Genomic DNA, 18,181 nt, shown 5'->3' on the forward strand with positions numbered 1-18,181 from the left:
ATGTTTGCAATCTTGGCCATCTCTACCGACTTTATGGAGATGCGATGAGCGCTCCCACCGAACTGGACCCGGCCGCGGCCCGTTACGAGCTGAGCCACCTGCGCTCGCTGGAGGCCGAAGCCATCCACATCATCCGTGAGGTCGCCGCCGAGTTCGAGAAGCCGGTGCTGCTGTTCTCCGGCGGCAAGGATTCCATCGTGATGCTGCACCTTGCCATCAAGGCGTTCCGTCCGGGACGGCTGCCGTTCCCGGTCATGCACGTGGACACCGGGCACAACTTCGACGAGGTGCTGCAGGTTCGCGACGAGATGGTGGCCGAGCACGGTGTGCGTCTGGTCGTGGCCAAGGTGCAGGACGATATCGATGCCGGCCGGGTGGTCGAGACGATCCCGTCGCGCAACCCGATGCAGACCTTCACGCTGCTGCGCGCCATCCGGGAGAACAAGTTCGACGCCGCGTTCGGCGGGGCCCGCCGCGACGAGGAGAAGGCCCGCGCCAAGGAGCGGGTGTTCAGCTTCCGTGACGAGTTCGGCCAGTGGGATCCCAAGGCGCAGCGCCCCGAGTTGTGGAACCTGTACAACGGGCGCCACCACAAAGGTGAGCACATTCGCGCGTTCCCGATCTCGAACTGGACCGAGTTCGACATCTGGTCCTATATCGGGGCCGAGAAGATCACGCTGCCGTCCATCTACTACGCGCACCGGCGCGAGGTGTTCGAGCGCGACGGCATGCTGCTGGCCGTGCACAAGTACCTGCAACCGCGCAAGGACGAGCCGATCATCGAGAAGACGGTGCGGTTCCGCACCGTCGGCGACGTCACCTGCACGGGTTGCGTGGAATCGCTGGCGGGCACCGTCTCCGAGGTGATCGCCGAGACCGCCATCTCACGACTGACCGAACGCGGCGCCACCCGCGCCGATGACCGCATCTCCGAGGCAGGTATGGAAGACCGCAAGCGCGAGGGGTACTTCTGATGTCCAGGGCTAGCGAAGCGACGGGAAAATAACATGGCAACGCTTCTTCGCATCGCGACCGCGGGCTCCGTCGACGACGGCAAGTCCACCCTGATCGGCCGGCTGCTCTTTGACAGCAAGGCGGTCATGGAGGATCAGCTGGCCGCCGTCGAGCGCACCTCCAAGGAACGCGGAAACGACTACACCGACCTGGCTTTGGTGACCGACGGCCTGCGCGCCGAGCGTGAGCAGGGCATCACCATCGACGTGGCCTACCGCTATTTCGCCACGGCCAAGCGGAAATTCATCATCGCCGACACCCCCGGCCACGTGCAGTACACCCGCAACATGGTGACCGGCACGTCGACCGCGCAGCTGGCGATCGTTCTCGTCGACGCCCGGCACGGCCTGCTGGAACAGTCCCGGCGGCACGCCTTCCTCGCCTCGCTGCTCGGCGTGCAGCACATCGTGCTGGCCGTCAACAAAATGGATCTCGTCGACTGGGATGAGCAGCGGTTCAACCAGATCCGCGACGACTTCCACGAGTTCGCCGCCAGGCTGGACATCCACGATGTCACCACCATTCCGTTGTCGGCGCTCAACGGCGACAACGTGGTCACCAAGTCGGATGTCACGCCCTGGTACGAGGGTCCGGCGCTGCTGAACCACCTCGAAGAGGTCTACATCGCCGGTGACCGCAATCTGGTCGACGTGCGTTTCCCGGTGCAGTACGTCATCCGGCCGCAGACCCGCGAGCACGCGGATCACCGCAGCTATGCGGGCACCGTGGCCAGCGGGGTGCTGCGCCCGGGCGACGAGATCGTGGTGCTGCCGGCCGGCAAAACCAGCACCATCACCACCATCGACGGACCGACCGGCCCTGTCGCCGAGGCGTTTCCGCCGATGGCGGTGTCCATCAGTCTCGCCGACGATATCGACATCTCGCGCGGCGACATGCTGGCCCGCGCCAACAACCAGCCCGACGCCAGCCAGGAATTCGACGCCATGGTGTGCTGGATGGCCGACGGCTCGGCGTTGGAGCCCGGCCGCGACTACATCATCAAGCACACCACCCGCACCACCAGGGCCAGGGTGTCCGCGCTGGACTACCGCCTCGACGTCAATACGCTGCACCGCGACAAGAGTGCAACGGCGCTCAAGCTCAATGAGCTCGGCCGCGTCACGCTGCGCACCCAGGTCCCCCTGTTGCTCGACGAGTACTCCCGGAATGCGGCCACCGGATCGTTCATCCTGATCGATCCGGACACCAACGGCACCGTCGCCGCGGGCATGGTGCGCGACACCACGCCGGCAGCCCACCGCGCCGCCAGCCCCAACGCGGTGCGGCACCAGAATCTGGTGACCGCCGCCGACCGGCTGTCGAAGGGCTGCACGGTGTGGTTCACCGGACTGTCGGGTTCCGGAAAGTCTTCGGTGGCAATGCTTGTCGAGCAGAAGCTGCTGGCCGCCGGCCGGCCGGCCTATGTCCTCGACGGCGACAACCTGCGGCACGGCCTGAACGCCGATCTCGGGTTCTCGATGGACGACCGCGCCGAGAATTTGCGCCGGCTCGCCCATATCGCCACGCTGCTCGCCGATTCCGGCCAGATCGTGCTGGTGCCCGCCATCAGCCCGCTGGAGGAACACCGCGAGCTGGCCCGCCGGGTGCATGGCGAGCGCGGGTTCGACTTCATCGAGGTGTTCTGCGACACCCCGCTGGCCGACTGCGAGCGGCGCGACCCGAAGGGTCTCTACGCTAAAGCTCGCCGTGGTGAAATCACCCACTTCACCGGTATCGACAGCCCCTACCAGCGGCCGAAGAACCCCGATCTGCGTTTGACGCCGGATCTGTCGCCGGACGAGTTGGCGCAACAGGTCATCGACCTGTTAGGTGGTCGGGAATGAGTGACCACGAACTCGCCGCGCAGCTAGCGACCGAGGCGGGCAATCTGCTGCTCGGGGTGCGCAGCGATCTCGCGGACGGCACCGAAGCGGAACGTAAGGCCGCCGGGGACAAGCGGTCCCACGATTTCCTGATGGCCGCGCTGACCGAGCACCGGCCGGGTGACGCGGTGCTCTCCGAAGAAGGTGCCGACGACAAAGCCCGGCTGAACGCCGATCGGGTGTGGATCGTCGACCCGCTGGACGGCACCCGCGAGTTCTCCGAACTCGGTCGCGAGGACTGGGCCGTGCACGTCGCCCTGTGGGAACGCGGCGAACTGGTCGCCGGTGCGGTCGCGCTGCCAGCCCAGGGCGTCACGCTGGCCACCCCGGCGGTGGCCGCACCGCCCGCCGGGCCTGCCACGCCGCGCATCGTGGTGTCACGCACCCGCCCGCCCGCCGTGGCGCTCGCGGTGCGCGATGCACTGGGTGGCACGCTGGTCGAAATGGGTTCGGCGGGAGTCAAAGTCGCGTCCGTGGTGCAGGGCATCGCGGACGTCTACGTGCACGCCGGCGGACAGTACGAATGGGACTCGGCGGCCCCGGTGGCCGTAGCTCGGGCCGCCGGACTACACACCTCACGCATCGACGGCTCGCCGCTGATCTACAACCAGGACAACGTGCTGCTGCCCGATCTGGTGGTGTGCCGCCCCGAACTGGCGCAGGCGGTGCTGGCGGTCACCGCCGGCTAATCCATCCCGTTGGCCAGCGTGATCGACTCGCCGGACCGGCACTTCACCTGATCGGACACCAGGGCGAGTACGGCGTTCGCCACATCCTGGGCGTCCAGCAGTCCCGGACGCGGACGGCCTTGGGCGAATACCTCTTCCGCATCGGAGCGGCCCGGGTTCGCCAGGTCCGGCCGGATCATCCGGTAGATCTCGTCGTGCTGGATCATCTGTGTGTCCACCCCGGCGGGCAGCACCGCATTGACCACGATGCCGTGCTCGGCGACCTCGTAGGCCAGCGATTTCACCAGCGCCACCACACCGGCCTTGGCGGCGGCGTAGTGGCCGGAGTTGCGGGCACCCGTCGTCGCGACGATCGAGGAGGTGGCCACCAGATGTCCGGCCCCGCGGTCGATCAGGTGCGGCACCGTGGCCCGGAAGGTGTTGAACACGCCGGTCAGGTTGATGTCGATCATGGCCCGCCAGCGCTGCTGGGACATCGTCGCGATCGGGTCGCCGGTGGCGATGCCGGCGTTGGCGATGACGATGTCGAGCCGGCCGAAGGTCTCGACCGCCTGATCCGCCAATTTTTGCAACCCGGTGAGGTCACGCACATCCGCCGTCATCGCCAGGCAGCCTCCGCCGAGGTCCTCGACGGCCGCCGCGGTCTGCGCCAACTCCTCGGGCGTGGCGGGTGGATAGCTGACGTCCTCGACCGGTCCCGCGATATCGCACAGCACGACATCGGCGCCGGCCCGGGCCAGTGTGGTGGCGTGCGCCCGGCCCTGGCCGCGGGCGGCGCCGGTGATCAGGGCGACCTTGCCGTCGAGTACTCCCATGCCGGACAGACTGCCATCACCGGCGAAACTCATCGGGGACCGGCCTGACTAGGCTTCCTGGGATGACCCGACCGACCTTGCGCGAACTGGCCAGCCTGCCGGCGTCTCCGGCTCCACTGTCCGAGTCCACCCTCATCCTCATCGACTGCCAGAACACCTATACCCACGGGGTGATGGAACTCGACGGTGTGGCGGCCGCACTGGACGAGACGGCGGCACTGCTGGATCGCGCTCGCACCGCCGGGATCCCGGTCATCCACATCCAGCACGACGACGGCCCCGGCTCGCTGTACGACATCACGGGGGAGTCGGGTGCCATCGCCGCGCAGGTCGCCCCGCGGGGTGGCGAGCCGGTGATCGTCAAGAATTACCCGAACTCGTTCGTGCAGACCGATTTTGAGTCCGAACTGAAGACCGTCGGGGCGTCGAACCTGATCCTGACCGGGTTCATGACGCACATGTGTGTCAACTCCACTGCCCGCGGCGCGTTCAATCTCGGGTTCGCCCCGACGGTGGTATCGGCGGCCACCGCCACCCGATCGTTGCCCGGTCCCGACGGTCCGGTGTCCGCCGCTGCCGTCCAGGCCGCCAGCCTGGCCGCGCTGTCGGATCTGTTCGCCGTGGTGGTGCGCGACGGCGCGCAGATCCCGGACTGACCCCACCGGCAATAAATGACGGGCGAAGGCGCGTGACATCGGCGAAGCTTGCAGCGTGAACACCGAGGCGCCGACGAACCACCCTTCCACCCGGGTCACCCGGCTGCGCGAGAAGCAGGACACCTCGCGGGCCGGGCTGTACGAACTGCTCGACAGCACCCCGCTGGCCACCGTCGCGCTGGTGCGGGACGGGCATCCGATCGCTTTCCCGATCGGATTCGCCCGGCTGGCAGATGAATTGGTGATCCACGGTTCGACCGGTTCGCCCTGGCTGCTGGCGCTGGCCGGCGGATCGCCCGCCGCGGTCTCGGTGACCACACTGGACGGTGTGGTGGTGGCGCGCAGCGGTTTCGAGTCGTCGTTCCGCTATCGCAGCGCGGTGCTGTTCGGGGCCTTCGAGGCCGTTCCGGAAGCCGAGAAGTCGGATTACCTGAACGCGCTGACCGACACCTTCATCCCGGGACGGGTGGCCGAACTGCGGCCGAGCACCCGCAAGGAGCTGGCCGCCAGCATGGCGCTGCGGCTGCCGATCGGGGCGGACAATTGGTCGCTGAAAGTCAGCGCGGGCTGGTCGGAAGACCCCGAATCCGATATCGAGGCGGGCGCCTGGGCCGGGCTCGTCCCGCTGGAACTGACCTACGGGACGCCGGCGGCGGCACCGGATTGCGACCCGTCCATCCCGGTGCCCGATTCGGTGCGCGGGATGACCGGGATGGTGCGTAACGTCGCGCCGCCGGTGGGCTGACCGGCCCGCCTGGCAGAATCCGCGGTATGCGGATGTCGGCGAAGGCGGAGTACGCCGTCCGCGCCATGGTGCAGTTGGCCACCGTCGACGAGGGCGAGCTGGTCAAGACCGACGACCTGGCCAACGCGCAGGGCATCCCGGCGCAGTTCCTCGCCGACATCCTCTCCGATCTGCGCACCGACCGCCTGGTCCGCAGTCACCGCGGCCGCGACGGTGGGTACGAGCTGGCCCGCCCGGCGGCGGCGATCAGCATCGCCGACGTGCTGCGCTGCATCGACGGGCCGCTGGCCAGCGTGCGCGACATCGGCCTGGGCGACCTGCCGTACTCCGGACCGACCGCGGCGCTCACCGATGTCTGGCGCGCGCTGCGGGCCAGCATGCGGTCGGTGCTGGAGCAGACCACCCTGGCCGATGTGGCCACCGGTGAGCTCCCGGCGCACGTCGCGACACTGGCCACCGACTACCTGGGGCAGGAGACCGACCGCGGTCATTCCTGAGCGTGCACGGCGTCTGGGCCGGTCGCTCAGCTCCCCGATCCGTACGGCCGGGTGAGGATCTCCAGGTAATGCCCGCCCGGGTCCTGGAAGTAGACGCCACGGCCGCCGTCGTTGTGGTTGATCTCGCCGGGGTGCTGCCCGTGCGGATCCGCCCAGTGCTGCAGACCCCGTGCCCGGATCCGGCCGTAGATTTCGTCGAACTCGGCCTCGGAGACCAGGAACGCGTAGTGCTGCGGACGGATGTCCGCAACCCCGGGCAACTGCGCGAAGTCCAGGCTGACGCCGTGGTTGAGCTCGACGGCCAGGAACGGGCCGAACTCCCTGGCCGCCGGCAGCCCGAAGATCTCGGTGAAGAAGGTCGCCGACTCCTCGCGGTCGGCGGCGGCCACGATGGTGTGGTTGAACGTGATAGCCATTTCATCCAGTCAACCACCGTCCGGGCGACCTGCCCAGGATGGGATGATGACCGCGCCCGGCGGTGTTGTCGGATTGCGATGTCGGCGCGAAAGGGCGGTGTGTGATGGGTGACTTCGACCTGTGGGACCTGACGGCCCCCATCCTGGTGGCGCCGATGGCCGGCGGCCCGTCCACCCCGGAACTCGCCGCGGCCGGCTCCGCGGCCGGTGGCCTCGGCTTCATCGCCGCGGGATACCTGAGCGCGGACAAGTTCGCCGAAAAGCTGAGCGCCGCCCGCACGCTGACCTCCCGGCCGCTCGGGGCGAATCTGTTTGCCCCCCAACCCAGCGCGGTGCAACCCGGCGATATCGACCGGTATGTCGCCGAGCTGGCCGGTGAAGCCGACCGTTACGGGGTCGCCCTGGGGGAGCCGAAATTCAACGACGACGATTGGGCGGCCAAACTGGAGGTTGTCCTCGACATCCGGCCGGAGGTGGTGTCCTTCACCTTCGGGGCACCCGGTGCCGACGAGACGGCCCGGCTACGTGCCGCGGGCATCACGACCGTCGCCACCGTCACCACGCTGGCCGAGGCGCGCGAGGCGGCCGGCCGGGGCGTCGATGTATTGGCGGTGCAGGGGCCGGCGGCCGGCGGCCATCGCGGCACCTATGACCCCGCGGCGCGGCCGGCCGGCCAGCCCCTCGACGGGCTGCTGGCCGAGGTGCTCGCGGCGACGGAGGTTCCGGTGGTGGCGGCCGGTGGCCTGATGACCGCAGAGGATGTCGGCCGGGTGCTGGCAGCCGGCGCCGCCGCCGCGCAACTGGGCACCGCGTTCCTGCTCGCCGACGAGGCCGGTAGCAGCCCGGTGCACCGCGCCGCGCTGCAGAACCCGGAATTCACCGAAACCGTTGTGACGAAAGCATTCTCCGGACGGTACGCGCGCGGGCTGCGCAACCGGTTCATCGATGAGCACGACGGTGCGGCCCCGTTGGGCTACCCCGAGGTGCACTACCTGACCAGCCCGGTGCGCGCCGCGTCGGTGCGGGCCGGAGATCCGCAGGCCACCAACATCTGGGCCGGGACCGGTTTCCGGCAGGTCACCTCGGGTCCGGCCGCGCGGATCATCGCCGCTCTCACCTGAGCGTGTCGATCGACACGTTGCCCTCGTCGGAGCGGACGTTGACCTGGGCGGCGGCCCGGGCCGGGTCCGTCGTCTCCGGCACCCGGACGCTGGCCGAGCCGCCGGACTGGGCGTGCACCGCGTACGGTCCCGGGGCAGGCAGTGACAGGGAGATGTCGCCGTCGCGGGTCACCGCGTCCACTCGGCGCGGCGCGACGTCGGCGAAGTTCACCGAGATGTTGCCGTCCGTGGTGGCCGCGTCGAACGATTCCGCCACCGAAATGGGTTGCCGCGCCGTGATATCGCCGTCCTGGGCGCGCACCTCGATGCGCCGGACCGCGCCGCGCAGTACCACCGCGCCGTCCGAGGTGCTGGCGGTCAGCTGATCCAGATCGGCCTGCGCGATCAGCACCCCGGTGTCCTGGCGCACGGTCAGCGCGAGCCGTCGCCCGGTCTCCGGCGGCAGGGTGACGGTGACCTCGCCGGGATCGCCGAAGTCCAGGATCCCGTGCGCCGCGCCGTCGACGGTGACCTGGGTGCCGTTGGTGTCACCGGTGACCCGCAGATACTGATCGTTGCTCCGGCTGGATGCCACCATGCGCAGGTCGATGCGGGGCTCGGTGGCGTTGCGGTCGGCGATGATCCGCACGGCCACCGGGGAATTGGCGGTGTCCAGGGTCAGCGACTTGATCGCCGCGGGCAGCGTCTGGTGGTCGGTCACCACCCGGAACGCGCTCAGCCCCCAGGCCAGCGCCGCCACCGCGGCGACCGCGCCGACGATGACGACGATCGCGGTGGCGACGAGCAGGACACGGATGATGCTTCGTCCGCCGCCGGACAGTGGCGGCGGGCCGGCCGGCGGGGTGAGGGTAGTGGTCACAGCGATTCCCTTCCAGGGGTGTCGAGTCAGGATTCGAGGTAGCGCAGCACTGCCAGCACGCGGCGGTTCTCGCTGTCGTCGGGGGTGAGCGTCAACTTGGCGAAGATGGACGCGATGTGCTTCTCGGCCGATCCGACCGAGACGTGCAGTGCGGCGCTGATCGCCGAATTCGATTTCCCTTCGGCCATGAGCTGCAACACTTCCCGCTCGCGCGGTGTCAGCTCGTCGAGCACGACGCGGCGCCGCGAACGCACCAGGATCTGCGAGACCACCTCGGGATCGAGCACCGTTCCGCCGCCGCCGACCACCTGCACCGCGTCCAGGAATGCCGGCACGTCGGCCACCCGGTCCTTGAGCAGATAGCCGAATCCCTTGGTGTCGGAGGCGATCAGGTCGGCGGCGTACCGCTCCTCGACGTAGTGCGACAGCACCAGGACCGCGGACTCGGGGTTCTGTGAGCGCAGCAGGGCCGCGGCGCGGATGCCTTCGTCGGTGAACGTCGGCGGCATCCGGACGTCCACGATGGCCAGATCCGGGTGTTCGGAGTTGACGATGTGCAGCAAGCCGGTGGCGTCCGGGACACCGGCGACGACCTGGTGCCCGGCGTCGGCGAGGATGCGTTCGATGCCCGCGCGCAGCAGTGCCGAATCCTCGGCGATCACGATGCGCATGGCAGCACCGCCGTCACCATGGTGGGGCCGGTGTCCGGGCTGGACACCGTGAAGGTGCCGCCGGCGGCGCGCACCCGCTCGGTCAGGCCCCGCAGACCCGTGGCATCCTCGCCGGCTCCGGTCTCGGCGCCACCGCGGCCGTCGTCGAACACCGACACGTGAAGTGCCTCGGCTGTCTCATCGAGGCGCACCGTCACCACGGCCTGACCGGCGTGGGCGTGCTTGGCCACATTGGTGAGGGCCTCCGCCACCACGAAATAGGCGACCGATTCGATCTCGTCCGGCAACCGCCTGGGTAGATGGATGTCCAGGGTGGTGGGCACGCCCGAGATCTGGGCCCGCTGCACCACCGCCGACAGGGCGGCATCCAGGCCACGGTCGGTCAGGATGGTCGGGGCGATCCCGCGCACCACATTGCGCAGCTCGGCCAGCGCGCTCATCGCGTCGGCATGCGCCTCACCGATCAGCTCCCTGGCCGCGGCCGGGTCGGTGTCGAGTTTGGTCTGGGCCAGACCGATGGTCATCGCCAGCGACACCAGCCGGGGCTGCACGCTGTCGTGCAGGTCGCGCTCGATGCGGTGGCGTTCGGTCTGCGCCGAGGACACCGCCCCCTGCCGGGCCTGCGACAGCGCGCTCACCTGGTACTGCAGCGCCGCGGTGGGCGAGGCGGCCAGCAGCCAGCGGTCGATCTTCGCGTCGACGGCGGGCGCGAACACCAGCAGCGCGACCGCGGCGCCCAGCGCGACGACGGCCAGCAACCAGGCCAGCGGCGGGGAGATGAAGGACAGCCCGGAGTCGGCGTCACTGCGGCGGATCGCCGAGGCGAAGGCGGGGGCCAGGAAGGCGAACGTCAACAGGGCCAGGGCCAGCGTGCAGACCACCAGGTCGTAGGTCATCCGCAGGTAATGCTGGCCGACACCCTTCCAGAATCGGCTGCTGCTGATGTCCAGCCACAGTTGGTGGGCCCAGCGCTGAAATCCCGTGTACGGCGACATCGCCCGTGGCGGCACCGCTATCTGCAGGCCGAACACCGCCTCGCTGCGCACCCGTTCGACCCATTCGACACCGCGCATCAGGTAGACGAACACCACCGCCGAGAGCGCGAAGCCGATCACCGATGGGATGGAGGAGATGCCAATGACCATGATCGACAACGGAATCCACAGCCACACGGTGGCGACGGCGGCGCCGGCGACCATGGAGGCGGTGGGCACCACCCCGAGGTGACGGCGGGGGAGCTGCACCTGCGCGCCGTCGGCGACCTCTGCGGTGTCGTTTCTTGGACCGGACCAAATTGCGACCATGAGAACAACCTATGGACCGTCGGCTCGCTGCGACACCGCGTTTTCCGCCGAACTGTGCGGGGGATAACCCCCGGCTACCTGGGCGCGGTCAGTTCCAGCGCGATGTTGTCCGGGTCACGGAACTCCAGGACGAGGGAGGGCCCGATGTCCTTGACGGGTTCATGGGCGATGCCGAGGGTGTCCAGATGCGCGGCCGCGGCGTCCAGCTCGGTCCTGTCGGCCAGCCGGAAGGCCAGGTGATCCAGGCCGGTGCGGTCCTCGTCGAACCGATCGGCGCCGACCGGGCGCAGCCCGATCAGGGTGCCACCCAGGTCGTAGATCACCCCGCCGTACAGAAACGCCAGTGCGTCCCTGGTCGCGGCATCGGCGCCGACCGGCGTCTCGATTAGCACCGGCCAGCCGAAGACACCCTCGTAGAACTGCCGCGACCGTTCGATATCGGTCACGGTGAGCCGCACGTGCGCGATGGATGTCGTGGAGATCGCCATAGCCACATACTGGCAGCCCGCGCCCCGTGCCAGAATCCCGGACGTGCGAGTGGGAATGACGCTGCCGGTGATGGAACCGGAACTGGATGCCGCGATCCTCCGACAGTGGGCGACCACCATCGACGAGGGACCCTTTTCGTCGTTGTGCTGGGGTGAGCGTGTCGCGTTCGACAATCCGGACTCGCTGACCCTGCTCGGGGCGCTGGCGGCCTGGACCGACCGGGTGCGCCTGGTGACCACTGTGGTGGTGCCGCAACTGCACGACCCCGTGCTGCTGGCGAAGGCACTGGCGACCGGCGACGTGCTCAGCGGGGGCCGGCTCACGGTGGGGCTGGGGGTCGGCGGCCGGCACGAGGATTACCTTGCGGCCGGGGCGGACCCGGCCACCCAGACCGTCCGCCAGCTGGCCGACCGCGTCGCGGTGATGAAGCGGGTGTGGGCGGGGGAGAAGGTGACCGATTCGGTGCTGCCGGTCGGTCCGGCGCCGGTGCAGCCGGGCGGGCCCGAACTGCTGGTCGGCACCTTGGGGCCCAAGACCGTGCGCAGCGCGGCGAGCTGGGCGGCCGGATTGGCCGGCACCACGCTGGATCTCGACGTGGTCAAGCAGGACGAGCTCTTCGAGGTCGCTAGGACCGCATGGGCGCAAGCCGGTCGGCCCGCGCCGCACCTGGCCACATCGTTCTGGTTCGCCCTCGGCGAGCCCGGCGCCGCCCGCGACCAGGTGCACCGGCATCTGCGCCGCTACATGAACTGGATCCCCGCCGACATCGTCGACGCGATGGCTCCCGGCACGGGGTGGGCCGGCACCGAGGATGAGCTCCTCGCCGTGTTGCGCCGGTTCGCCGAGATCGGCACCGACGAAGTGCATCTCATCCCGACGTCCTCGGATATCGGCCAGCTGCGTCGCGTCGCCGACGCGGTGCAGGAGTTCGGCTAAACCAGCGCCGGCCCGCGTTTTCCGCCGCTGTTGGGGTTCAACGGCTTTCGGATGCCGCGTGGTCCGGTTGCCTCCCGCAGCAGCCATGCCAATGGCACCGTGACGGCCAGCGTCACGACGATGAGCACGATTGTCGATCCGGTGAACAGTGGCCAGCGCAGCACCAGGTGCATCGTGGTCGCCATGATCACCACGTGGAGTAGAAAGATCTCGTAGGACAGGTTGCCCAGCCACACCATCGGCCGGCTGCCGAGCAGCCGTGTCCACCGCCCGGTGTCGCCGAGGACGAGCGGCGCCGTCACCATCAGCGCGATGCCCGCGTACAGCAATGCCCTGCATATCGGATCCGCACCGAGCGGGGCGGCGGCGACCAGGTAGGCCAGCGCCGCCACCGGAAGGGTGACTGCCGCGCGCACCCGTATCTCGTTCTGGTGCAGCACCGCCAGCGCCATTCCGGCGGCGAACGCCGCGAGATGCGCGGGCAACCACATCCCCGCGGAGTTGGGCAACCAGTCGGTGTGCAGCACCACCAGCAGCCAGAGCGGTGCGACCGCGGCGAGCGCACCGAGTCCGGCCAGCAGCACGCCCGGCCGCCGTCCCAGTAGCAGGTGCGCCAGCAGGGGGAGCGCGGCGTAGAACGAGGCCTCGACGGCCAGGCTCCACATCTGGGACAGCCCCGGATGAAGATAGGTGACCAGGAAGTTGTCGGTGTAGATCTGCGTCAGGGTGAGATGGCGCAGCAACCCGACCCAGGTCTGACCGGGATTCGGGCCCGGGGTGAAGTACAGATAGACCACGTAGGTGAACAGCACGGCCGTGGCGTAGCCGGGCATGATGCGCCGGAACCGGGCCGCGGCATAGCGGCGGAGTTGCGGTCGCGCCGTGCCGGATTCGCGACCGTCGGCGGCACGTACCCACGGCCGGAACAACAGGAATCCCGAGAGTGCGAAGAAGATCGGCACGCCGATGTCCAGGTGTCCCAGCAAGGCGCCGGCATAGCCGAGGTTGCCGGCGCCGGTGGCGAACGAGGCGTGGGTGCCGACCACCATCAGCGCGGCCACGGCCCGCAATCCGGTGAGGGAGGGCTGACGGGACGTGGACTCGCGGACCGGTGAAGGGGCCGGCCGTAGCGGGAGGAACGGGCCGGCAGTCATTTCTTCAAGTGTAGCTAACTATTTTTGTGGGTATCCGGGATGTCATGCCGCTGCCGTATGCCGACCCGCACAAGAAGCACGGTCCGTTCGCCACGCTGGCCGAGACCTTCGGCAGGTCGGCGCCGGGCCAGCTTTTCGCGCGACGGATCGCGCGCCATATCGACCCGTGGTTCTACCGGCTGACCGGCCGCAGCTACACCTCGCTGGTGGGCGCCGTCGACCAGGCGCCGCTGACCACGATCGGAGCCAAGTCGCACGAGCCGAAGGTGCACCAACTGGCCTACTTCCATGACGACGGGGACCCGATCCTGATCGCGTCCAACTTCGGCAGCCGGAAGAACCCGAAGTGGTATCACAACCTCAAGGCCCACCCCGAGTGCGAATTCGGCGACGAGAAGTTCGTCGCGACAGAGATCACCGAACCCGACGAGTACGCGCGGATCTACGCGCTGGCCGAGCAGGCGTACGGCGGCTATGCCGACTATCGGGCAAAGACCGCCAAAACGGGTCGGCATATCCCGGCCTTCCGGCTCACCCCGCGTCGCGAGTGATCCGCAGCCGCCGAACGGTCCCCGCACACAGACGAAGCGCAGCAAATCCACCGAACAGCCATCGGCGGCGCCGGGCAAACAGTTACACTGCCGACAATTACTGCCGCTTTATGCAGTTGAAACCAGGCCGGCGCTCCCCACGGTGACCCGCCGGCGGCCGATGAGGAGGCGCAATGCCACTGCGGTACGGCGCACACATCGGCCGGGTCGGCGCACTGGCCGTCGCGCTGGGCATCGGGTCGGCGGTCGCGGCGCCGGCCGGTATCGCCTGGGCCACTCCCGAGGATTCTTCGTCGCCCTCCTCGACATCGGACTCCTCGACGTCCGGCACCGATACCACCGGCCACTCGGCGCCGGCGGCTTCGTCGCCCGCCGAATCCGAGACCCCGAAATCGGACCCGGTCAAGGTGCAAGACCCGGACCCCGTGGTGGTGACGACCGGCCCGAAAGATTCGCATACCGGTGCCGATGCGGCGATCACCGCCAAACCGAAGGCCAAGAAGAAGGCGACCGCCAAACCACACACCCGGGCCACCGAATCGTCGTCCGTCGATGCGCCGGCGCCCCAGGCGCGGGCGAAGACGGCCACCTCTGCGGCACCCGACCCGGCGAACGAACCCGCCGTGGTGCATGCCGCGGTATCGGCCGTCGCGACCCTGCAGGCCGTCACTGCCGTTCCCGCCGCGGTCACGGCGCCCAAACCGGTCGTGACGAACCCGATTCAAGCCGTCGGCAATCTGCTGACCAAGGCCCTGCGGCCGCTGCTGTCCTCGTTGTTGAGCATGCTGCCCGGCGGCCCTGCGGAGTCGCCGCTGGCGTGGGTGATGCTGGCTGCCGCCCGCCGCCAGGTGGGACAGACCGAGCAGCAGGTGAGTTCGATGGCGACCCAGACCGTCGCCGCCGTGGTGGTGAACCAGCCGCCCACCGCAACGGTGACGTGGGGCCGTCCCGATGCGACGACGGGCACGGTGGTGGGCAAGCTGGTCGCCTCGGATCCGGAAGGCAAGAAGGTGGCCGTCGGGCTGTCCAGCCCGGCGGCCACGGGCACGCTGGCCTACAACGCCAAGACATCCACGTTCACCTACACGCCGACCACGACGCAGCGGTTCGACGCGTCGGCGACGCCCACCGACGACACCATCGGTATGACACTCACCGTCACCGACGGCGTCAACCCCGTGCTGGTGCAGGTGAACATCCCGGTCAGCCCGTCGCCGTTCTACTCGGCAGCCGCCCTCACCGGCCTCACCGATCCGAGCGCGGTCATCACCTCGGGGAACCGGGCCTACGTCACCGATCGCAGTACCGGGAAAGTGACCGTCTTCGACACCACCACGAACACCGTCATCACCAGCTTCGCGGCGGGCAACGCGCCCGACGGCCTCGCGGTCAAAGCCGACGGCACCAGGCTCTACGTGTCGAGTTCGACCGGCAACACCGTCACCGTCATCGACACCAAGACCAACGCGGTGAAGGCCACCATCGCGGTCGGCAATCCCACCGCCATCACCATCAATCCGAGCGGCAGCACGGTATACATCGCCAACGGTGCTGCCGCGACCGTCACCAAGATCAGCACGTCGACCAACAAGCTCGCCGGCACCGTCACCCTGGCTGCCGGCCTGACGCCCACCGAGCTCGCCGTGAGCGCCAACGGCAAGATGATCTTCGTCGTCAGCACGAAATCTGCTGGCGGCGGCAATGTCTCGTTCTTCGCGTCCGGCGCGTCGACGGCCACCTCGATCGTCGACGTCGGTGGCACCCCGGTGGGTATCGCGGTCGACTCCACCTACGGCAAGGTCTACGTCGCCGACGCGGACGGCGGCGTCACCCTGATCGACCTCGTCGCAGGCACAGCGGGCACCCTGAACGTCGGGCAACCGCTGTCCGGTATCGCGCTCACCAAGGACAAGAGCGCCTTGATGGTCACCACCAGGACGGGCCTGGTCGCTGCGTTGCGCACCACCGACGGCTCGGTGGTCGGGGTCACCAATGTCGGGGTCACCGCGGCCTCCGCGCAATCCGGTGTGGTGCTCACCCCGGACGGCAGGACGATGTGGGTGACCGACCCGGACAACGGCACCGTTCGGGTGGTGTCCCTGGTCCCGCCGAACACCGCGCCGTTCTCCAGCGATCCGGTTGCGTCGGTGTCCAATCCGACGACCGGTGCGCTCACCGGACGGGTCGGTGTCGTCGACTTCGACGGTGACCCGCTGACCTACGTGGTGACCGGTAAACCCACCAAGGGCACGTTGGTGTTCAACGCCGACGGGACGTACACCTATACACCGACCGCCACCGCCCGGCACGCGGCCGCCGTCCCCGGCGCGGTGACCACCGATTCGTTCACCGTCACGGTCTCCGACGGCCGTTACGGCACGGTGACCACCACGATCCCGCTTGCGATCGTGCCCCTGAACGCGGTGCCCACCGTCAAAACGACCATCGGCAACCCCAGCACGACGACCGGTGTCGTCAAGGGCAGCGTGGCGAGCGCGGACGCCAACAACGACAAGCGGACCTACACGTTGACCGGGCAGCCGGTGAAGGGCACCGTCACCGTATCCAGCACCGGGGCGTTCACCTACACACCGTCGGCACAGGCGCGCGCCGATGCCCTGGCGCCGGGAGCGACGCACGATCAGCGCCAGGACAGCTTCACCGTCACGGTCGACGACGGCCACGGCGGCGTCGTGCCCGTCACGGTGAACGTCAAGATCGGCGCGGCCAACATCAAACCCACTGGGGCCAAGGCGATTACCGGTAGCCCCGACCCGCGCTCGGGAGTGGCCACCGGAACGGTCAGCGCAACCGATGCAGACGGCGACACCCTCACCTACACGGCGGGCAAGACCACCAAGGGTGCCATCGTCGTCAACGCGGACGGCTCGTTCACCTACACGCCCACGGCCGCGGCCCGGCTGGCGGCCTCCAAGGCCGGGGCCAGTTCGGCCACCAAGACCGAAACCGTCACCTTCACCGTGAGCGACGGATTCGGCGGCACCACAACGACTTCGGTCAAGGTGGCCATCGCCCCGAACCCGGTCGCGAACACGGCGCCCCGAGACGGCGTCGGCACGGTGCAGGACACGTCGACCGCCATCGGCACCGTGACCGGCACGGTCTCCGCCATCGACGACGACGGTGACGCGTTGACCTACGCGCTGGCTTCCGGGCCGGCATACGGACAGGTGAAGGTCAGTTCGACCGGAAAGTTCACCTACACCCCCGATGTCGACGCCCGGTACCGCGCGCTGGTGACCGCCGGCGAGGACACCGACAGCTTCACCGTCGACATCCGCGACGCCTTCGGCGGAACAACCACGGCCACGGTCGATGTCGTCATCGCGCCGCCGTCGGCCACCGCCATCGACCAGCGTGCGACCACAGTGGCCGTCACCACCCAGCAGATGTACTTCTACTCGCAGACCGACACTGACAAGGCGATGGCGCTGCTGAAGAACGCCGGCGTCGGCACCATCCGGATCATGTTGCCCTGGGGCGGCGTCGAACCAGAAGACGGCACCTTCGACTGGGCTGCGGTGGACCGGATGATCACCAGTGCCAACGCCAACGGCATCAAGGTGCTCGCCGCGATCAACTCGACCCCGCAATGGGCGGCGGTGCCCGGCCAACCCGACTACGCCGGGGCGCCGGCGGACCTGAACGCCTTCGGCGACTTCGTCACCGCGGTGGCCACCCGGTACCAGGGCCAGATCGCCGACTACGAGGTGTGGAACGAGCCCAACTACAGCGGTTTCTGGGCGCCCACCCCGGACGCGGCGCAGTACACCGCCCTGCTCAAGGTCGCCTACACCGCCATCAAGGGCGCGGACCCGGACGCCGTTGTCATCGCGGGTTCGGTGGCAGCGGTGATGGAAACGCCCGGCGGACCGGCGATCAATCCGGTCACGTTCCTGTCGCAGATGTACGCCGCGGGCGCGGCCGGATACTTCGATGCACTGGCCTTTCACCCCTATCTGTATTCGGTGCTGTTCTCGGCGGGGGAGGGCCACGCCGGTGTGCCGCTCACCCAGGCCGAACAGCTGCACGCGGTGATGGTCGCCAACGGCGACGGCACCAAGAAGATCTGGGCCACCGAGTACGGCGAGCCCACCTCGGATGTCTCCGAGGCCGTCCAGGCCGCATACATCGGTGACTTCCTGCGCACCTGGCGCACCCTGGACTTCGCCGGCCCGGCGTTCATCCACACCTTCGCCGACTATCAGTCCGGTGACCCGGTCCAGGACACGTTCGGGTTGCTGCACGAGGATTGGACGCCCAAGCCGGCCTGGGGTGTGGTCCAGGACGTGATCGGGGAGAACCAGGCCATCAACGCCGGGGCCGACGACTCCGTGCTGTAGTCACCTGCGGCTACGCT

The 18,181-nt window shown here is 68.8% G+C and carries 17 protein-coding genes; 10 read left to right on the plus strand and 7 right to left on the minus strand.

Annotated elements, in window-relative coordinates:
• Positions 1-44 precede the first annotated feature (44 nt).
• From cysD to ACXPWS_RS07510, 3 genes are read left to right on the plus strand one after another with little or no spacing between them, the layout of a single operon-like run.
• On the plus strand, positions 45-974 hold the full coding sequence (gene cysD, locus ACXPWS_RS07500; protein WP_458711840.1) for a sulfate adenylyltransferase subunit CysD: 930 nt from the start codon (positions 45-47) through the stop codon (positions 972-974).
• Positions 975-1,007: 33 nt separating this feature from the next.
• On the plus strand, positions 1,008-2,858 hold the full coding sequence (gene cysN / locus ACXPWS_RS07505) for a sulfate adenylyltransferase subunit CysN (RefSeq protein ID WP_458711841.1): 1,851 nt from the start codon (positions 1,008-1,010) through the stop codon (positions 2,856-2,858).
• The gene (locus ACXPWS_RS07510; protein WP_458711842.1) at positions 2,855-3,586 is read left to right on the plus strand and encodes a 3'(2'),5'-bisphosphate nucleotidase CysQ; all 732 of its coding nucleotides are present in this window, start codon (positions 2,855-2,857) and stop codon (positions 3,584-3,586) included. The genes cysN and ACXPWS_RS07510 overlap by 4 nt, the downstream gene beginning before the upstream one ends.
• Here the strand turns inward: ACXPWS_RS07510 and ACXPWS_RS07515 are convergent.
• Entirely contained in the window at positions 3,583-4,401 is an 819-nt protein-coding gene (locus ACXPWS_RS07515) for a mycofactocin-coupled SDR family oxidoreductase (RefSeq protein ID WP_458711843.1), read from the minus strand. The two genes, ACXPWS_RS07510 and ACXPWS_RS07515, sit on opposite strands and share 4 nt — an antisense overlap.
• A 62-nt stretch (positions 4,402-4,463) precedes the next feature.
• On the opposite strand from ACXPWS_RS07515, the gene ACXPWS_RS07520 reads away from it, so the two are divergent.
• The 3 genes from ACXPWS_RS07520 to ACXPWS_RS07530 are packed head-to-tail and all read left to right on the plus strand — an operon-like array spanning position 4,464 to position 6,299.
• Positions 4,464-5,057, plus strand: coding sequence for a cysteine hydrolase family protein (locus ACXPWS_RS07520; protein WP_458711844.1), 594 nt, complete (start codon positions 4,464-4,466; stop codon positions 5,055-5,057).
• 55 nt (positions 5,058-5,112) lie between these two features.
• Positions 5,113-5,802 (plus strand): pyridoxamine 5'-phosphate oxidase family protein, encoded by a 690-nt coding sequence (locus ACXPWS_RS07525; RefSeq protein WP_458711845.1) that lies wholly within the window; start codon positions 5,113-5,115, stop codon positions 5,800-5,802.
• A gap of 26 nt (positions 5,803-5,828) precedes the next feature.
• Positions 5,829-6,299, plus strand: a complete 471-nt coding sequence (locus tag ACXPWS_RS07530; protein ID WP_458711846.1) for an Rrf2 family transcriptional regulator — start codon at positions 5,829-5,831, stop codon at positions 6,297-6,299.
• Between the two features lie 26 nt (positions 6,300-6,325).
• Here ACXPWS_RS07530 and ACXPWS_RS07535 read toward each other — a convergent pair whose 3' ends face one another.
• Entirely contained in the window at positions 6,326-6,715 is a 390-nt protein-coding gene (locus ACXPWS_RS07535; protein WP_458711847.1) for a VOC family protein, read from the minus strand.
• A 104-nt stretch (positions 6,716-6,819) separates the two neighbouring features.
• Here ACXPWS_RS07535 and ACXPWS_RS07540 point away from each other — a divergent pair, with 104 nt between their 5' ends.
• Positions 6,820-7,836 (plus strand): nitronate monooxygenase, encoded by a 1,017-nt coding sequence (locus ACXPWS_RS07540; protein ID WP_458711848.1) that lies wholly within the window; start codon positions 6,820-6,822, stop codon positions 7,834-7,836.
• Here ACXPWS_RS07540 and ACXPWS_RS07545 read toward each other — a convergent pair.
• The 4 genes from ACXPWS_RS07545 to ACXPWS_RS07560 form a co-directional block, all read right to left on the minus strand.
• Complete coding sequence (locus ACXPWS_RS07545) at positions 7,829-8,695, minus strand: DUF4097 family beta strand repeat-containing protein (protein ID WP_458711849.1); 867 nt, start codon at positions 8,693-8,695, stop codon at positions 7,829-7,831. The two genes, ACXPWS_RS07540 and ACXPWS_RS07545, sit on opposite strands and share 8 nt — an antisense overlap.
• Positions 8,696-8,721: 26 nt before the next feature.
• Positions 8,722-9,366 carry a response regulator gene (locus ACXPWS_RS07550; RefSeq protein ID WP_458711850.1) on the minus strand — a complete coding sequence of 215 codons (645 nt, stop codon included), beginning with the start codon at positions 9,364-9,366 and terminating at the stop codon, positions 8,722-8,724.
• The gene (locus ACXPWS_RS07555) at positions 9,354-10,670 is read right to left on the minus strand and encodes a sensor histidine kinase (protein ID WP_458711851.1); all 1,317 of its coding nucleotides are present in this window, start codon (positions 10,668-10,670) and stop codon (positions 9,354-9,356) included. Before ACXPWS_RS07555 ends, ACXPWS_RS07550 begins: the two co-directional genes overlap by 13 nt.
• Before the next feature lie 74 nt (positions 10,671-10,744).
• A complete protein-coding gene (locus tag ACXPWS_RS07560) occupies positions 10,745-11,158 on the minus strand; it encodes a VOC family protein (protein WP_458711852.1) in 414 nt (137 codons plus the stop codon).
• Positions 11,159-11,213: 55 nt separating this feature from the next.
• Here ACXPWS_RS07560 and ACXPWS_RS07565 point away from each other — a divergent pair, with 55 nt between their 5' ends.
• Complete coding sequence (locus ACXPWS_RS07565; protein WP_458713447.1) at positions 11,214-12,095, plus strand: LLM class flavin-dependent oxidoreductase; 882 nt, start codon at positions 11,214-11,216, stop codon at positions 12,093-12,095.
• Here the strand turns inward: ACXPWS_RS07565 and ACXPWS_RS07570 are convergent.
• The gene (locus tag ACXPWS_RS07570) at positions 12,092-13,249 is read right to left on the minus strand and encodes an acyltransferase family protein (protein ID WP_458711853.1); all 1,158 of its coding nucleotides are present in this window, start codon (positions 13,247-13,249) and stop codon (positions 12,092-12,094) included. The two genes, ACXPWS_RS07565 and ACXPWS_RS07570, sit on opposite strands and share 4 nt — an antisense overlap.
• Before the next feature lie 26 nt (positions 13,250-13,275).
• On the opposite strand from ACXPWS_RS07570, the gene ACXPWS_RS07575 reads away from it, so the two are divergent.
• Both ACXPWS_RS07575 and ACXPWS_RS07580 read left to right on the plus strand, forming a co-directional pair.
• Positions 13,276-13,800, plus strand: a complete 525-nt coding sequence (locus ACXPWS_RS07575) for a nitroreductase/quinone reductase family protein (RefSeq protein WP_458711854.1) — start codon at positions 13,276-13,278, stop codon at positions 13,798-13,800.
• A gap of 173 nt (positions 13,801-13,973) precedes the next feature.
• Positions 13,974-18,164 carry an Ig-like domain-containing protein gene (locus tag ACXPWS_RS07580; protein ID WP_458711855.1) on the plus strand — a complete coding sequence of 1,397 codons (4,191 nt, stop codon included), beginning with the start codon at positions 13,974-13,976 and terminating at the stop codon, positions 18,162-18,164.
• Positions 18,165-18,181: the final 17 nt, after the last annotated feature.

The organism is Mycobacterium sp. BMJ-28, from assembly GCF_054404835.1.